Raw genomic sequence first — 16,331 nt, 5'->3', positions numbered from 1 at the left:
TCCGCTGAAGCGGTTCAACTTCCCCTCCACACCCAGCCAGCGGCAGCCGCAGCAGACGCCGCCCCAGGGGCGGCCGCAGCCGGGCTATGACCCGCAGTACCAGCCTCCGCGGGCGCCGCGCATCCAGCCGGTGCAGCCGCGGAAGCAGACCCCCGAGCCGGCTCCCACCGGCGCCAACAACCCGCTGGTGCGTCCGTACGCCATGACGGGGGGCCGGACCCGGCCCCGCTACCAGCTCGCCATCGAGGCACTGGTGCACACCACGGCCGATCCCTCCCGGTTGCAGGGCCAGTTGCCCGAGCACCAGCGGATCTGCCAGCTGTGCCGGGAGATCAAGTCGGTCGCCGAGATCTCCGCGCTCTTGGCGATTCCCCTGGGCGTCGCCCGGATCCTCGTCGCCGACTTGGCGGAGGCCGGGCTCGTCGCCATCCATCAGCCCGGCGGCGACGAGACCGCCGGCGGCCAGCCTGACGTGACACTGCTCGAAAGGGTGCTCAGTGGACTTCGCAAGCTCTAGCGATGCAGCTCGCTCCACCACCTCCGCGAAGATCGTGGTGGCGGGCGGCTTCGGCGTGGGCAAGACCACGTTCGTCGGCGCGGTCTCGGAGATCAATCCGCTGCGCACCGAAGCCGTGATGACCTCGGCCTCGGCGGGAATCGACGACCTGACGCACGCGCCCGACAAGACCACGACCACCGTGGCGATGGACTTCGGCCGCATCACGCTCGACCAGGACCTGATCCTGTACCTGTTCGGTACACCGGGTCAGGACCGGTTCTGGTTCATGTGGGACGACCTGGTCCGCGGTGCCATCGGCGCCGTCGTCCTGGTCGACACCCGCCGCCTGGCCGACTGCTTCCCCGCCGTCGACTACTTCGAGAACAGCGGCCTGCCCTTCGTCATCGCCCTCAACGGCTTCGACGGGCACCAGCCGTACACTCCCGAAGAGGTCCGCGAGGCGCTCCAGATCGGCCCCGACGCGCCGATCATCACCACCGACGCCCGGACCCGGAACGAGGCCAAGAGCGCGCTGATCACCCTGGTCGAGCACGCGCTCATGGCCCGGCTGCGGTAGGGCTCCACAGCACGAAATGCCGGAAGGGCTGGCCTGAGGCCAGCCCTTCCGGCGTTGTGCGTTGTGGTGTGGTCAGCCCTGCCAGCTGTGCGGGGCGCGGAAGCCCGACTGGCGCTCCAGGCGCCGCCAGCCGGCGGTGTTCCGGCGCACCGGACGCACACCATGGGCGCCTTGGCGGGCGCTGGCGGCACGGGCGAGGAGGACCGCGGTGACCGCGGCGAGTTCCTCCGCGTCGGCGTGGCCCTTCTCGACGCGGACAAGGGTCCCTGTGGCGGGGTCGCTGAGAGTACTCACGGTGGTGTCTGTCTCCAATGCTCGCGTCACTGCGGCGGGTTGCCGTGCTTACGCGACGGAAGGTCGGCGTGCTTGGTGCGCAGCATCGCCAGGGATCGGATGAGGACCGTGCGGGTCTCGACGGGGTCGATGACGTCGTCGACGAGGCCGCGCTCGGCCGCGTAGTACGGGTGCATCAGCTCGGACTTGTACTCCTTGACCATGCGGGCGCGCATGGCCTCCGGGTCGTCCGCACCGGCGATCTGGCGGCGGAAGATGACGTTGGCGGCGCCCTCGGCACCCATCACCGCGATCTCGTTGGTCGGCCAGGCGTAGGTCAGGTCGGCGCCGATGGACTGGGAGTCCATGACGATGTACGCGCCGCCGTACGCCTTGCGCAGGATGACGGAGATCCGGGGCACGGTGGCGTTGCAGTACGCGTACAGCATCTTGGCGCCGTGCCGGATGATCCCGCCGTGCTCCTGGTCCACGCCGGGCAGGAAGCCGGGCACGTCCAGCAGCGTGATCAGCGGGATGTTGAACGCGTCGCACATCTGGATGAAGCGGGCGGACTTCTCCGACGCCTCGATGTCCAGCACGCCGGCCAGCGACTGGGGCTGGTTGGCGATCACGCCGACGACCTGGCCGTCGAGGCGGGCCAGGGCGACGATGATGTTGGTCGCCCAGCGCTCGTGGATCTCCAGGTAGTCGCCATCGTCGACGATCTCCTCGATGACCTTGCGCATGTCGTACGGGCGGTTGCCGTCGGCCGGGACCAGGTCCAGCAGGGCCTCGCCCCTGCGGTCCGCCGGGTCCTCGGACTCCACCACCGGGGGGTTCTCCCGGTTGTTCTGCGGCAGCATCGACAGCAGGTAGCGCACCTCTTCCAGGCACGACTCCTCGTCGTCGTACGCGAAGTGGCAGACGCCGGAGGTCTCGGCGTGGACGTCGGCGCCGCCGAGGCCGTTCTGGGTGACCTTCTCGCCCGTCACCGCCTGGACCACGTCGGGTCCGGTGATGAACATCTGTGAGGTCTCCCGGACCATGAACACGAAGTCCGTGAGCGCCGGGGAGTAGGCCGCGCCGCCCGCGCAGGGGCCCAGCATCACCGAGATCTGCGGGATGACACCCGAGGCCCTGGTGTTGCGCTGGAAGATGCCGCCGTATCCGGCGAGCGCGGAGACGCCCTCCTGGATGCGGGCGCCCGCGCCGTCGTTCAGCGAGACCAGCGGCGCCCCGGCCGCGATGGCCATGTCCATGATTTTGTGGATCTTGGTGGCGTGGGCCTCGCCCAGCGCGCCGCCGAAGATCCGGAAGTCGTGTGCGTACACGAACACGGTCCGTCCGTGCACCGTCCCCCAGCCGGTGATCACACCGTCGGTGTACGGCCGCTTCTCCTCCAGCCCGAACCCGGTGGCCCGGTGCCGGCGGAGCGGCTCCACCTCGTTGAAGGATCCCTCGTCCAGCAGCAGATCGATCCGCTCCCGAGCCGTCAGCTTGCCCTTGGCCTTCTGAGCCTCGGTAGCCCGCTCGCTGGGACCACGCCGTACCTGCTCGCGGATGGCGTGCAGCTCGGCGACGCGCCCGCGGACGTCACTCGCCTCTTCGGGCGCACCTTCGAGATTGGTCATGCATTGACGGTACGTGGCGGGGGGCCGGGAACCTCATGTCGGTTCCATACAACGTCGGGGCCCGTTTGGTGGGCAGGCGGAACAGAACCAAACAGTGAGTTCCCCGGGGGCCGGTGGGCCGAAGGGGTCCGCGCTCTGTCGGCACCCCACAAAGCCCCTAGTGAGCCCCGTCATATGCCCGAGCAGACCACCCGAACGGGTGGCCCGATCTAGTACCCGAGGGTGATGGCGCAGCGGTGGGTGGCTCCGGCCGTGCCCGCGGTGATCCGCAGCCGCAGGCGCCGCCCGGTGTCCAGCACGTGGGCAGCGGGGTCGGTGGCGGTCGCGGCGCGCACCGGGTGGTCCCAGGTCAGCTCCAGCGGTCTGCCGGTGCGGGCCGGGTCGGCGACGCAGAGGGTGGCGGTCCGGCCGCCGCGGCGCACCAGGACGCTCGCCGGGCCGTCGACGGTGAGCGGGCCTGCGGTGCCCGCGCGCCAGAAGTTCACCGCCGTGCAGCCGAGTGCGGCGATCCGTACGCCCTGCCGGCCGGCGGTGTTGGCCAGGATCCGCAGCCCGCCGTGGTCGGCGGCGCGGGCGGCGGTCCGGGCCGGGTCGGCCCCGGGCATGAGCAGATAGGCGTATGCGGCGTCGTCCGGGTCGGTGCCGTGGTCGTGCCACAGGGTCAGGTAGCGCCGGGTGAGGGGGTCGGCGGATCCGCCGGTGTTGATGTCCCGCCATGCTCCGGTGCGGGCCTCGCGCAGCGCGCGCAGCGGGGCGCCGCCGGGGAAGACGTAGCCCCCGTGCCCCTCCAGGTGGGCCCAGCGCACCCTGCGGAAGGCGCGGCTCCAGCCGGTGTCGGAGGGCTGGACGACGCCGTCGACGGTCAGGGTGGGGGTGCCGTCCGCGCCGAGGCCGCGGTGGTCGACGACGGTCTCCACGGGCGTGCCGTCCCGGGCGGTGATCCCGGCGCCCAGGCAGACGACGGCGTCGGCCAGGAAGAACCACGACTTCCGCGCCTCCAGGGTGCTGTCGAGCCCCTTGAGGTGCTGGCCGACGGCGGCGAACTCGCCGTCCGTCGTCCCGCCGACCCAGCGCACGGCGGGCTTCGGCTCGCCCCAGCCGCCGCCCGCGTTGTCGGCGAGGCGCTTGGCGGAGACGGTGGTGCCGGGCAGCCGGTAGGGGTCGGCGGTCGGCCAGTAGGCATCGGTGTACTGGCCGAGGGTGCCGGGCCCCGCCCACCAGGAGAGCATTCCGGCGCCGGTGTGCCAGCCGCGCGGGTTCTCGCCGTTGCCGTTCTCGTAGTACGCGATCCGGTCCGAGGCCATCGCGAGCGCCGCGGTCCAGCCGGGGCGCCGGTGCACGGCCCGGTCCATGGCGGCGAACAGCCGGTGGCCGACGGGTTCGGCGGCGGGCGCCTGGGGGGCCTCTGCGACGGTGTGCAGGCGGGCGAGGTCGGCCACGCCGAACTGCGGGTCGGTGAGGACGGGCCTGATGGTGTCGCGGGCGATCCAGCCCTTGACCATGCCGTGCCAGCGGCGGCGTTCGGCGTCACTCGCGCTCTCGGCGAGCAGCGCGACGGCCGCGATGAGCTGGTGGCCGCGCTGGTGGTCGCTCTGCGCGATGCGGCGGGCGTCGCCGCGCTGGAGCCCGCGGCTGATGGCGCGTCCCGAGACGCAGTCCATCATCAGCCCGTCGTGCAGCAGGGGTGCGTAGGCCCGCTCGACGCTGGCGTGGATGATCTGCCGGGCGGGGTCGGTGATCTCCCAGGGCGAGCCGGCCAGCAGCGTCAGCAGCCGCCCGAGCCCGTCCAGCAGCACGCAGCCGTAGGTGCCGGAGTAGGCGACCCAGCTGTGCTGGATGAACGACCCGTCGGCGTAGAGGCCGTCGCCTCGCGTGACGTACGGGAAGACGGGCGAGAGCGCGTCGCGGGCAAGCGCGATCTTGGCGGGGGACGCCCCGAGGATGCCGCGCAGGGCGACGACGCGGCACAGGTCGACGCGGTTGGCGCCGGTGGAGGTGCCGGTGTAGTCGCCGAGCATGCGGTCGGGTACGAAGTGGTCGACGGCGGCGAGGGCGCGGGCGCGCAGCGCGGGGTCGAGCAGGTCGTACAGGATCGCGACGGTGTCCAGCAGCAGCCGCGGACTGCCGATCTGCCACTCCCACCAGTTGCCGTACGGGGTGGTGCCGGGGTCGTAGACGGTGCGGTCGAGGTGGTCCAGGCCGCGGGCGACGTCGGCGGCGAGCGCGGGGTCGCCGGTGTGGCCGGTGCCGGGCTGGGCGTACGCCTCCGCCATGGTGGCGAGGCGGGCGTAGGCGCGGGTGATCCCGCTGGGCGGGTCGTAGGGCAGATCGGGCCAGAGCGAACCGGCGGCGGGCCGCATGCTCGCGCGGTACGCGGCGGCCAGCTGTCCGGTCTGGGCGAGGCGGGCGGCGTACGGCTCGGCGGCGGGGTCGAACCCGGTGCCGAGGGCGAGGGCGAGCCAGCGGTGGCGGAGGGTGTCGTAGGGCTCGGCCTCTGCGTGCGCGTGGGCCTGCGCGGGGCGCCCGGTGAGGCCGAGGGCGAGGCCGAGCGCGCCGGTGGCGGCCACGAAGCCGCGCCGGGACCAGGGCGTCATCGTTCCCCACCCCGCCCCTTCCCGAAACTGGGGCTCTGCCCCAGGCCCCGGTCCTCAATCGCCGGACGGGCTGGGCTTTCCGCCGGTTGTGGGCAGGCGTTCCGCGGGGCTGGGGCACCTCCCAGCGGCCGCGCTGGGGGAGGGTGGGCACAAGCGGGGGCCTGGGGGCGCAGCCCCCGGTTCGGGAAGGGGCGGGGTGGGGAAGTAACCGGCGGAGCCTCACGGGGACCTCCTGCTGGACCGCGGCGCGGGAGCGGACAAGCCCGATGGTGCCCGCCGGACGCGCAACCGGCCAGCCTCGGCGCACCGCACGGGTGCCCTACGCCGACGTACGGTCAGAAGCCGCCGCCGTCGCCGCCGAACCCGCCGCCCCCGAAGTCGCCGCCACCCCCGAAATCACCGCTGTCGAAGTCCGTGCCGGAGACGTCACCGCCCTCGAACCCGCCGAGGGCGTCGGAGTCGGCGTACGCCGGCGTGGTCAGCATCGAGCCCAGCATGGTGCCCATCAGCAGTCCGGGGAGCAGGCCGCCGCCGAAGTACCCGCCCGCCCACGGTCCGTAGAGCGGGCCCGCCTCCCAGTACGGGCGCGGCCCGGAGGCGGTCTCGACGGTGCGGGCCATGGGATCCAGCCCGTCCGCCAGCCGGGCGGCGTCCGCCGCGCAGACCGGGACGTCGCGGGGCGCGCCGCCGGCCGGGGCCCAGGAGGCGTCGGTGGTCGAGGGGCCGTGCCGGGGGTCGAAGAAGCACGGTGGGCGGCGCTCGGGCGGCGGGTCGCCCGAGCGGCGCGCGGCCAGCGCCGCCAGCGCGAAGCGGCCGTCCCCCAGCGCCTCGGTGACCGCGCGGACGTCGTCCGGCTTGGTGGCGGCGGCCATGCGCGCCTTGGCGGTCTCGTAGGAGTCCAGGGCCCGTTCGTAGTCGCCGCGCATCGCGTCGTCGGCGGCCGGGTCCGCGGGGTGGAAGTCGAGGCGCTCCAGCTCCTCGCCGAAGGCCGTGATGTCCTCGTCGACCACCACGCGCAGCTTGTCCAGCGCCAGCCGCTCGCGCTCGGCCCGCCGGCTGCGGCGGCGCCGCGTGGTGACGTACATCGTGCCGCCGATCATGACGGCGAGCAGGCCGAGGACGACCAGGCCGGTGACGCCGGAGCCGGTCTGCCGGGAGCCGTCCCAGGAGGCGGGGCGTCTCCCCTGGCCTGTGCCAGCGCGCGGTCGACGAAGTCGTTGAGCTGGGCGGCCGCGTCGGTGCCGCCGGACCGTTCGACGGAGGCGGTGAGGTTGCGCACCGCCTGGTTGGACATGACGGCGGCGTCGGCGCGCGCGTCGAAGCCGTCGCCGAGGCGGACCGCGTAGACACCGGTGATCCCGGTCCTGGCGCGCAGGTCGGGCAGCAAGCCCTCCGGCGGGAACTGATCGCTCTTGGGCAGTACGGCGACGAAGACGGCCCGGTCGGCGTCCTCGATCTTCTGGGCCAGGTCGTCGGCCTCGGCGGCGGACAGCTGGTCCCTGGCACCGGGGTCGACGTAGACCGGCCCGTGCCGCAGGGCGTCGGCCGCGGCGTCCAGCCCGCTCTCGGCCGCCCGCGCACCGGGCGCGGCGACGGCCAGCACGGCGAGCAGGACGCCGCACAGGGCCATGAGCAGCCCGGCGAGAAAGACGATGGGCCTCGTCCGCATACCTTGACGCTACCCGAATGGGGTAATAAGCGACATAGCACCCAAGGGCGGAGTCCGGCGTCGCCCGCCGGACCCGCCCGCAGGTGTTCGGCTCGCTATTCCTGCGGCTCCACCCCGGCCCGTCGCAACCCGTACGCGTACGCGTCGTCCAGCGCCTGCCACGACGCGGCGATCACGTTCTCCGCGACGCCGACGGTGGACCACTCGCCTCGCCCGTCCGTCGTGGAGATCAGCACGCGCGTCGTGGACTGCGTGCCGTGCTTGCCTTCCAGGATGCGGACCTTGTAGTCCACCAGCTCCATGTTCGCCAGCTGCGGATAGATCGGTTCCAGGCCCACTCGCAGCGCCCGGTCCAGGGCGTTGACCGGGCCGTTGCCCTCTGCCGTGGCGACGATGCGCTCGCCCTTGGCCCACAGCTTCACGGTCGCCTCGTTGGCGTGGGTGCCGTCCGGGCGGTCCTCCACGATGGCGCGCCAGGACTCGACGCGGAAGAAGCGGCGGGCGCGGCCTTCGACCTCCTCGCGGAGCAGCAGTTCGAAGGAGGCGTCGGCGGCCTCGTAGGTGTATCCGGCCAGTTCGCGTTCCTTGACGCGCTCCACGACCCGGCCGATGAGCGCGCGGTCGCCGCCCAGGTCGACGCCGAGCTCCTTGCCCTTGAGCTCGATCGAGGCGCGCCCGGCCATGTCGGAGACGAGCATCCGCATGGTGTTGCCGACCCGCTCGGGGTCGATGTGCTGGTAGAGGTCGGGGTCGACCTTGATGGCCGAGGCGTGCAGCCCGGCCTTGTGGGCGAAGGCGGACAGGCCCACGTACGGCTGGTGGGTGGAGGGGGTGAGGTTGACCAGCTCGGCGATGGCGTGCGAGATCCGGGTCATCTCGGCCAGCGCGCCGGGCGGCAGCACCCGGCGGCCGTACTTGAGCTCCAGGGCCGCGACGACCGGGAAGAGGTTGGCGTTGCCGACCCGCTCGCCGTAGCCGTTGGCGGTGCACTGGACGTGGGTGGCGCCCGCGTCCACGGCGGCGAGGGTGTTGGCGACCGCGCAGCCGGTGTCGTCCTGGGCATGGATGCCCAGCCGGGCGCCGGTGTCGGCCAGGACGGTGCCGACCACCGCCTGCACCTGGGCCGGGAGCATGCCGCCGTTGGTGTCGCACAGGATCACCACGTCGGCGCCTGCCTCGTGCGCGGCGCGCACCACGGACTTGGCGTACTCGGGGTTGGCGCGGTAGCCGTCGAAGAAGTGCTCGCAGTCGACGAAGACCCGGCGGCCCTGGGAGACCAGATGCGCGACGGTGTCGCGGACCATCTCCAGGTTCTCCTCCAAGGTGGTGCGCAGCGCCAGCTCGACGTGGCGGTCGTGCGACTTGGCGACCAGGGTGATCACCGGGGCTCCGGAGTCGAGCAGCGCCTTGACCTGCGGGTCGTCCTCGGCGCGGGCGCCCGCTTTGCGGGTCGCGCCGAACGCGACGAGCTGCGCGTGCCGGAAGTCGATCTCCGCGCGGGCGCGGGCGAAGAACTCGGTGTCCCGCGGGTTGGCGCCGGGCCAGCCGCCCTCGATGAAGCCCACGCCGAAGTCGTCCAGGTGCCGGGCGATGGCCAGCTTGTCCGCGACCGTCAGGTTGATGCCCTCGCGCTGCGCGCCGTCGCGCAGGGTGGTGTCGAAGACATGGAAGCTGTCGTCCGGAACACCCGGGCGGGTATTGGCTGCGTCCGTCATGCTGATCTGACTCCATCTGGGATCTCGGTCTTCTACCGGAAGGACCGGTTCCGCGCCCTCCTATGATCCCTCGCGCTCCGCGTCCCCGACGGGGTGGGCCGGGAAACGAAAAGACCCCTCGCGGGTGCGAGAGGTCTGCGCGCGGGTCTGGGGACACGGTGCCCGCGCCGTACCGGGTCGTACGGGGCGGTCACTGCGGACCGGCGCGCCTGCTGCCCATAATCATGGCCAACGAGAGCATGGGGGCAGTCTTGCACAGGGCCGCCGCACGCGGTGCGCCGTCTCAGGATGCGAGCCGCGGCGCGTCAGCCCTCCGCCCATGCCCGTCCTGCCCGCACGGCCTATGGCAGCAGCGCCTCGTCCAGGAACTCCCGCATGTGCCCCAGCGCCAGTTCCCGGTCCACGCCCGGCAGCCCGACCACCAGGTGGGTGCCGAAGCCGTCGAGCATCGCCCGCGTACGCACCGCGAAGCGCTCGGCGTCCACCGCGCGGAACTCGCCGCGCGAGGCGCCCTCCACCAGCAGCGCCACCAGGTCGCGGTGCCAGGCCAGCTCCAGTTCCAGCTGGCGGGTGCGGGTGGTGTCGGCGGCGGCCTGCGAGCGGTTCCACACCTCCAGCCACAGCGTCCAGCGCGGGTCGCGTACCGCGTCGGGGAGGTACAGGTCGACGAACGCGTCCAGCCGCTCGCGGACCGGCACCGGGCGGGACAGGGCCGCCCGGCGCTCCGCGCCGAGCTGGTCCTCGCTCCACATCAGGGTCTCCAGCAGCAGGGCGTCCTTGCTGTGGAAGTAGTACAGGAGGTGTCCGCTGCTCATGCCGACCTGGCGACCCAGCCCCGCCATGGTGAGCGAGGCCAGCCCCTCCTCGGCGATGGTGCGCATGGCGGCGGCCAGCACCTCCTCGCGCGGCGGGCTGGGGCGCCGCTTGTTCCGGCCGGCGTTCCCCGCCATCGCTCCCCCTTCGTCACCTGGTCGCGTGCCGTCACCTGGTCATACGCGCGGCTGCTGCTGGGTGATGCAGTGTATGCCGCCGCCGCTGGCGAAGATCTCGCGGGCGTCGACCAGGGTCACCGTCCGGTCGGGGAAGAGGCGCCGGAAGATCCCGGCCGCGTGCTCGTCCCGCGGGTCGCCGAAGGCGCACAGCACCACGCCGCCGTTGCAGAGGTAGTGGTTGACGTACGAGTAGTCCACCGGCTCGCCGTCCGCCTCTGTGATCGTCGGGGCGGGCAGCTCCACGACCTCCAGCGCGCGGCCGCGCGCGTCGGTGGAGTGCCGGAGCAGCTTGACGATCTCCTGGCACACCTCGTGGTCGGGGTGGAGCGGGTCGGGCTGGGTGTGCGCGACGACCACGCCGGGCGCGGCGAAGGCGGCGACGATGTCCACGTGCCCGCGGGTGCCGAACCGGTCGTAGTCGCGGGTCAGTCCGCGCGGCAGCCAGATGGCCTTCTCGGTGCCGAGGTGGGCGTGGAGTTCGGCCTCGACCCGCTCGTGGCTCCAGCCGGGGTTGCGGCCCGGGTCGAGCTGGACGGTCTCGGTGAGCAGCACCGTACCCTCGCCGTCCACATGGATCCCGCCGCCCTCGTTGACCAACTCGGAGGCGTAGGCCCGGGCACCGGCCTTGCGGGCGACGAACGCGCCGATCTCCCGGTCCCGGTCCCATACGGCCCAGTCCTGTGCGCCCCAGCCGTTGAACACCCAGTCGGCCGCGGCGAGCCGGCCGTCGTCGGAGGTGAGGAAGGTCGGGCCGATGTCCCGCATCCAGGCGTCGTTCAGCGGTGCCTCGAAGACGTCGATGCCGGGGCCGAGGTACCTGCGGGCCATGCGGCCCTGGCCGGGGCCCGCGACGACGGACACCGGCTCGAAGCGGCGCACCGCGCGCGCGACGGCCGACCAGGCGTGGCGGGCCCGCGCCAGCACCTCGCCGCCCTCCTCCCCGAAGGTGAAGTTGGGGCCGGGCCAGGCCATCCAGGTGCGGTCGTGCGGCGCCCACTCGGCGGGCATGCGGAATCCGTCGGCGGCCGGGGTGCTGGTCATGGGGGTCCTTGGGGAGTGCGAACGGGGCAGGCGTCAGAGGAAGTACAGGCGGGAGAGGGAGACCTGGTCGGCCGGGTCGGAGCGCAGCGGGTCGCCGTCGAGGGTGACCAGGCCGCTGCGGTCGTCCACCTGGACGTCGCCCAGGCGGGCGTTGCGGACGAGGTCGGCCGGGCCGATGCCGCGGGTGCCGCGCACGGCGACCCGGCGCCGCCGCGTGGGCATCGTGTCGTGCTCCCGGTCGACGGCGGCCTGGGCGGTGAAGGCGACCGAGATGTCGGCGGGGGTGGCGCCGTACGCGCCGAACTGCGGGCCGAGGACCAGGGGTTCGCAGGTGTCCGTGGCCGCGTTGGGGTCGCCGGTCACGCCGTACGCCGGGAAGCCGGCCTTCAGCACGAGCTGCGGCTTGGCGCCGAAGAACTCCGGGCGCCACAGCACGATGTCGGCCAGCTTGCCCACGGAGATCGATCCGACCTCGTGCGCGAGGCCGTGGGCCAGCGCCGGGTTGATGGTCAGCTTGGCCATGTAGCGCAGTACGCGCGCGTTGTCGTCGTACGCCCCGTCGTCGACCATGGGGCCGCGTTCGGCCTTCATCTTCCCGGCCATGGCGAAGGTGCGGCGCACGGTCTCGCCCGCGCGTCCCATGCCCTGGGCGTCGGAGGAGGTGATGCCGATCGCGCCGAGGTCGTGCAGGACGTCCTCGGCTCCCATGGTCCCGGCGCGGATGCGGTCCCGGGCCATGGCCGCGTCGCCCGGCAGGTCGGTCTTGAGGTCGTGTACGGAGACGATCATGCCGTAGTGCTCGGCGACCGCGTCCCGGCCGAACGGCAGCGTGGGGTTGGTGGAAGAGCCGATGACGTTCGGCACGCCCGCCATCTTCAGCACGTTCGGTACGTGTCCGCCGCCGCAGCCCTCGATGTGGAACGCGTGGATGGTGCGGCCTTCGAGGGCGGCGAGGGTGTCCTCGACCGCGAGGCACTCGTTGAGGCCGTCGCTGTGCAGGGCGACCTGGACGTCGTGGTCCTCGGCGACGCGCAGCGCGGTGTCCAGCGCGCGGCGGTGCGCGCCCATGTCCTCGTGCACCTTGAAGCCGCAGGCACCGCCCTCGGCGAGGGCCTCGACCAGCGGGGCCGGGTCGGAGGAGGAGCCGCGGCCCAGGAAGCCGATGTTGACCGGCCAGGCGTCGAAGGCGTTGAAGGCATGGCGCAGCGCCCAGGGCGAGTTGACGCCCACGCCCCACACCGGGCCGAACTCCTGCCCGATGATCGTGGTCACGCCGGAGGCGAGGGACGCCTCCATCACGCGCGGCGACAGCAGGTGGACATGGGTGTCGACGGCGCCCGCCGTGGCGATCAGGCCCTCGCCGGAGACGATGGCGGTGCCGGTGCCGACGACCACGTCCACGCCGTCGAGCGTGTCGGGATTGCCCGCGCGGCCGATGGCGTGGATGCGGCCGTCGCGGATGCCGACGGACACCTTGCGGATGCCCAGCAGCGCGTCGATGACCAGCACGTTGCTGATGACCACGTCGCAGGTGTCGCGGACGGCGGCGGCCTTGAGGTGCATGCCGTCGCGGGCGGTCTTGCCGAAGCCCGCGAGGAACTCGTCGCCGGGCTTCTGCGAGTCGGACTCGACGCGGACGACCAGGCCGGTGTCGCCGAGGACGACGCGGTCGCCGGCGCGGGGGCCGTGGACGGCCGCGTAGTCGCGGGGATCGATGGCGGTCATGGGTTCTCCTCCTTCACCTCGGCACCGAGATAGCCGCAGGCGGCGGCGGTGCGCAGAGCCTCCTCGCGGGCCCCGGGCGCGTCCAGCGGGCCGTCCACCAGTCCGGCGAAGCCGATGGCGATCCGGGCGCCGCCGATGGGGACCAGGCCGACCTCGACGGCGGCGCCCGGGTCGAAGCGCCGGGAGGACCCGGCGGGCACGCACAGCCGCATCCCGTACGCCGCCGAACGGTCGAAGTCCAGCCGCGGGTTGGCCTCGAAGAAGTGGAAGTGCGAGGTGACGCTGACCGGCACGGTCGCGGTGTTGGTGACGGTCAGCCGCACGGCTGGCTCGGGCTCGGGGTCCGCCGGGCCCGGTAGGACCGCGCCCGGGGCCCGGTCCCCCAGCGAACCGGCGGATATCGGGTCGGAGACCACCGCGAGCCGGGAGCCGTCGTCGAAGACCGCCTCCACCATCACCTCGGTGACCACGTCCGCCACGCCCGGGAGCACGTCGTCGGGGCCCAGCACCTTGCGGGCCGCGTCGATCGCCTCGGCCAGCCGCCGGCCGTCGCGGGCGGCCTCGCAGACCGTGTCGGCGATGAGGGCCGTCGCCTCCGGCACATTGAGCCGCAGGCCCCGCGCCCGGCGCGCCCGCGCCAGCTCCGCGGCGCCGAACAGCAGCAGCCGGTCGCGCTCCGTAGGGGTCAGCCGCACTCCGTACACCTCCTCGATTTAGAGCGTCACTCTAAACGAGGAGTCGAGCCATGAGAAGGGGGTTCAACCAGCGAGAAGGGGTTGACGGGCGGCCCCAGCTGGTTCACATTGAACGCCACTCTAAAAGCCGCCGTCCCCGGCCCCCGCCCTACGTCCCCAGGGAGATCGCCATGGCGATAGCGAGAGAACAACGCGGAGTCGACACCATCCCCGACGAGGAGCGCACCAGCTCACCGCGCGACCTCGTCAGCATCCTGCTCGGCTCCAACCTCGCGCTGGGGGTCGTCATCTTCGGCTGGCTGCCGGTCTCCTTCGGACTCGGCTTCTGGCCCTCGGTGACGTCACTCGTCGCGGGCACGCTCGTCGGCACCCTGCTCACGGCACCGCTCGCCCTGGTCTCCCTGCGCACCGGGACCAACCTGTCCACCTCCAGCGGCGCCCACTTCGGCGTCCGCGGCCGCCTCGTCGGCTCGGTGATCGGCCTGCTGCTGTCGCTCGGCTACACGGCCCTGACGCTGTGGGTCGGCGGCGACGCCATGGTGGGCTGCCTGACCCGGATGGTCGGGATGCCGGACAGCGGCCTCACCTACGCGGCCGTCTACGCGCTGCTCGCCGGGTGCACCGTGGTGGGCGCGGTCTACGGCTACCGCGTACTGCTGCGGCTCAGCCGCCTGCTGGCCCTCGGCATGACGCTGCTGCTGGCCGTCGGACTGGTCGCGTACGCGGGCGAGTTCACCACCGCCGCCCCGGCCGGGAGCACCTACCTGCTCGGCGGCTTCTGGCAGACCTGGCTGCTGGCCGCCGTCTCCGCCGGGCTGAGCGGGCCGATCGCCTTCATCACGCTGCTGGGCGACTACACCCGCTACATCTCGCCCCGCCGGCACAGCTCGCGCAAGGTCTTCTGGGGCGCCTCGCTGGGCCTGGTGATCGGCCTGCTGGTGCCGCAGCTCTTCGGTACGTTCACGGCGCTGGCGGTGGGCGCGGGCGCGGACTACGCGGGTCCCCTGGTGGCCGGCTCCCCGGCCTGGTACCTGCCGCCGCTGCTGCTGGCCGCATCGGCCGGCTCGATCGGCAACGCCGGCCTGATGCTCTACAGCATGGGACTGGACCTGGACGCCATCGTGCCCCGCGCCACCCGCGCCCAGGCCACGTATGTGGTCTCCGCGGTCTCCACCGTCCTGGTCTTCGCCGGCCACTTCGCGTGGGACGCGCAGGACGCGATGACGTCGTTCGTCCTGGTCCTGACCGCCGTCGGGACGCCCTGGGCTGTCATCACGGTGATCGGCTACGTCCGCTGCGGCGGCGCGTACGACGCGGAGGCGCTCCAGGTGTACAACCGGCGGGCGCGCGGCGGGGCTTACTGGTACACGGCGGGCTGGCACGTGCGCGCGACGGCGGCCTGGGCGCTCGGCGCGGCGGTGGGCCTGGCGGCGGTGGCCACCCCGCTCTACAGCGGCCCGCTGCTGGACAACACCGGTGGCATCGACGTCAGCTTCCTGCTGTCGGCGGCGGTCACCGCCGCGGTCTACCTCACGCTGACGGCCCGCGACCCCCGCCCGGCGCCCCCCGTACGGGCCATGGCCTCGGCCGAGGTCTCCTGAGACGGTTGAGGCCCGCCCGGACGGGGGCGGGCCTCAACCCTGGTCAACGGCGATCGGCCGGCAGCGTCAGCGTCGATCAGCCTGCAGCGCCGAGGCGATGCATCCAGCCGTGCATGTCCGGCGCCGCGCCCGTCTGGATGTCCAGCAGCGCCTTGCGCAGCTTCATCGTCACCTCGCCCGGCTGCCCGTCCGCGACCGTCCAGTCGCCGCGGGCGGACTTCACCGAGCCGACCGGCGTGATCACCGCGGCCGTACCGCAGGCGAACACCTCCGTCAGCGAACCGTCGGCGTTGCCATCGCGCCAGTCGTCGACCGAGATCCGGCCCTCGGAGACCTCGTAGCCCAGGTCCGCCGCGATCCGCAGCAGCGAGGCGCGGGTGATGCCCGGCAGCAGCGAACCGGTGAGCTCGGGCGTCACGATGCGGTTCCCGTACACGAAGTACAGGTTCATGCCGCCCATCTCCTCGATCCAGCGGCGCTCGATCGCGTCCAGCCAGACCACCTGGTCGCAGCCCTGGTCGGCGGCCTGCGCCTGGGCCACGAGCGAGGCGGCGTAGTTGCCGCCGGCCTTGGCCGCGCCGGTGCCGCCGGGGGCGGCGCGCACGTACTCCTCGGAGAGCCAGACCGAGACCGGCTTGACGCCGCCGGGGAAGTACGCCCCGGCGGGCGAGGCGATGACGACGAACAGGTACTCGTTCGACGGCCGGACGCCGAGCCCGACCTCGGTGGCGAACATGAACGGCCGCAGGTACAGCGACTGCTCACCGTGGCCCGGCACCCACGCCTTGTCCTGGGTGACGAGCGCGTCGCACGCCGCAACGAAGGTCTTCACGGGTAGTTCGGGCATGGCCAGCCGACGGGCGGAGTCCTGGAAGCGCTTGGCGTTCTCCTCGGGGCGGAAGGTCGCGACGCCGCCGTCCGGCTGGCGGTAGGCCTTGAGCCCCTCGAAGATGGTCTGCGCGTAGTGCAGGGTCATGTTGGCCGGGTCGATCGACAGCGGCGCGTACGGCACGAGCTGGGCGTCGTGCCATCCCAAGCCCTCCGTCCACCGGATCGTGACCATGTGGTCGGTGAAGTGCCGGCCGAAGCCGGGGTTCGCCAGGATCTGCTCCCGCTCCGCGTCGGACAGCGGATGCGAGGAGGGCTTGAGCGCGATCGTGGTCGTCGTCATGTGTTACGTGTCCTTCACCTTTTGTCGTGGCGGACCGCGCTCGCCTGGACGTCCCGCGAGTTACTAGGACGTCCGAGTTTCCCCCCAGCCTCGTGGCGCGGCTCCACGTTCGATTATCGCCCGCGTGGCAGCGGCATGGGAACGGCAC

Annotated in this window: 12 protein-coding genes and 1 pseudogene; 3 read left to right on the top strand and 10 right to left on the bottom strand. The window is 72.8% G+C overall.

Annotated elements, in window-relative coordinates:
- Positions 1-4: 4 nt before the first annotated feature.
- Both Q3Y56_RS25440 and Q3Y56_RS25435 read left to right on the top strand, forming a co-directional pair.
- Positions 5-517, top strand: a complete 513-nt coding sequence (locus tag Q3Y56_RS25440; protein WP_304465794.1) for a DUF742 domain-containing protein — start codon at positions 5-7, stop codon at positions 515-517.
- Positions 498-1,076 carry an ATP/GTP-binding protein gene (locus Q3Y56_RS25435; RefSeq protein ID WP_304464148.1) on the top strand — a complete coding sequence of 193 codons (579 nt, stop codon included), beginning with the start codon at positions 498-500 and terminating at the stop codon, positions 1,074-1,076. The genes Q3Y56_RS25440 and Q3Y56_RS25435 overlap by 20 nt, the downstream gene beginning before the upstream one ends.
- A gap of 72 nt (positions 1,077-1,148) precedes the next feature.
- Here Q3Y56_RS25435 and Q3Y56_RS25430 read toward each other — a convergent pair whose 3' ends face one another.
- From Q3Y56_RS25430 to ureA, 9 genes and pseudogenes are all read right to left on the bottom strand, one after another.
- Positions 1,149-1,370, bottom strand: coding sequence for an acyl-CoA carboxylase subunit epsilon (locus tag Q3Y56_RS25430; protein WP_304464147.1), 222 nt, complete (start codon positions 1,368-1,370; stop codon positions 1,149-1,151).
- A 26-nt stretch (positions 1,371-1,396) separates the two neighbouring features.
- Positions 1,397-2,980 (bottom strand): acyl-CoA carboxylase subunit beta, encoded by a 1,584-nt coding sequence (locus Q3Y56_RS25425; protein WP_304464146.1) that lies wholly within the window; start codon positions 2,978-2,980, stop codon positions 1,397-1,399.
- Positions 2,981-3,189: 209 nt separating this feature from the next.
- Positions 3,190-5,574, bottom strand: a complete 2,385-nt coding sequence (locus tag Q3Y56_RS25420; protein ID WP_304464145.1) for a polysaccharide lyase 8 family protein — start codon at positions 5,572-5,574, stop codon at positions 3,190-3,192.
- A gap of 335 nt (positions 5,575-5,909) precedes the next feature.
- A pseudogene (locus tag Q3Y56_RS25415) lies at positions 5,910-7,243 on the bottom strand (LPXTG cell wall anchor domain-containing protein).
- Between the two features lie 95 nt (positions 7,244-7,338).
- Complete coding sequence (gene cimA, locus Q3Y56_RS25410; RefSeq protein WP_304464144.1) at positions 7,339-8,958, bottom strand: citramalate synthase; 1,620 nt, start codon at positions 8,956-8,958, stop codon at positions 7,339-7,341.
- Between the two features lie 341 nt (positions 8,959-9,299).
- Positions 9,300-9,908: a TetR/AcrR family transcriptional regulator gene (locus Q3Y56_RS25405; protein ID WP_304464143.1), complete on the bottom strand. Its 609-nt coding sequence runs from the start codon at positions 9,906-9,908 to the stop codon at positions 9,300-9,302.
- A 39-nt stretch (positions 9,909-9,947) separates the two neighbouring features.
- Complete coding sequence (locus tag Q3Y56_RS25400; RefSeq protein ID WP_304464142.1) at positions 9,948-10,991, bottom strand: agmatine/peptidylarginine deiminase; 1,044 nt, start codon at positions 10,989-10,991, stop codon at positions 9,948-9,950.
- Positions 10,992-11,024: 33 nt separating this feature from the next.
- Entirely contained in the window at positions 11,025-12,716 is a 1,692-nt protein-coding gene (locus Q3Y56_RS25395; protein WP_304464141.1) for an urease subunit alpha, read from the bottom strand.
- Positions 12,713-13,411: an urease subunit gamma gene (ureA, locus tag Q3Y56_RS25390; RefSeq protein WP_304464140.1), complete on the bottom strand. Its 699-nt coding sequence runs from the start codon at positions 13,409-13,411 to the stop codon at positions 12,713-12,715. Before ureA ends, Q3Y56_RS25395 begins: the two co-directional genes overlap by 4 nt.
- Positions 13,412-13,587: 176 nt before the next feature.
- On the opposite strand from ureA, the gene Q3Y56_RS25385 reads away from it, so the two are divergent.
- Positions 13,588-15,012: a cytosine permease gene (locus Q3Y56_RS25385; RefSeq protein WP_304465793.1), complete on the top strand. Its 1,425-nt coding sequence runs from the start codon at positions 13,588-13,590 to the stop codon at positions 15,010-15,012.
- Positions 15,013-15,088: 76 nt separating this feature from the next.
- Here Q3Y56_RS25385 and Q3Y56_RS25380 read toward each other — a convergent pair whose 3' ends face one another.
- Positions 15,089-16,183: a branched-chain amino acid aminotransferase gene (locus Q3Y56_RS25380; RefSeq protein WP_304464139.1), complete on the bottom strand. Its 1,095-nt coding sequence runs from the start codon at positions 16,181-16,183 to the stop codon at positions 15,089-15,091.
- Between the last annotated feature and the right edge of the window lie 148 nt (positions 16,184-16,331).

The organism is Streptomyces sp. XD-27 (genome assembly GCF_030553055.1).
GTDB lineage: Bacteria > Actinomycetota > Actinomycetes > Streptomycetales > Streptomycetaceae > Streptomyces.
This window is presented reverse-complemented; position numbering and strand designations above follow the sequence as displayed.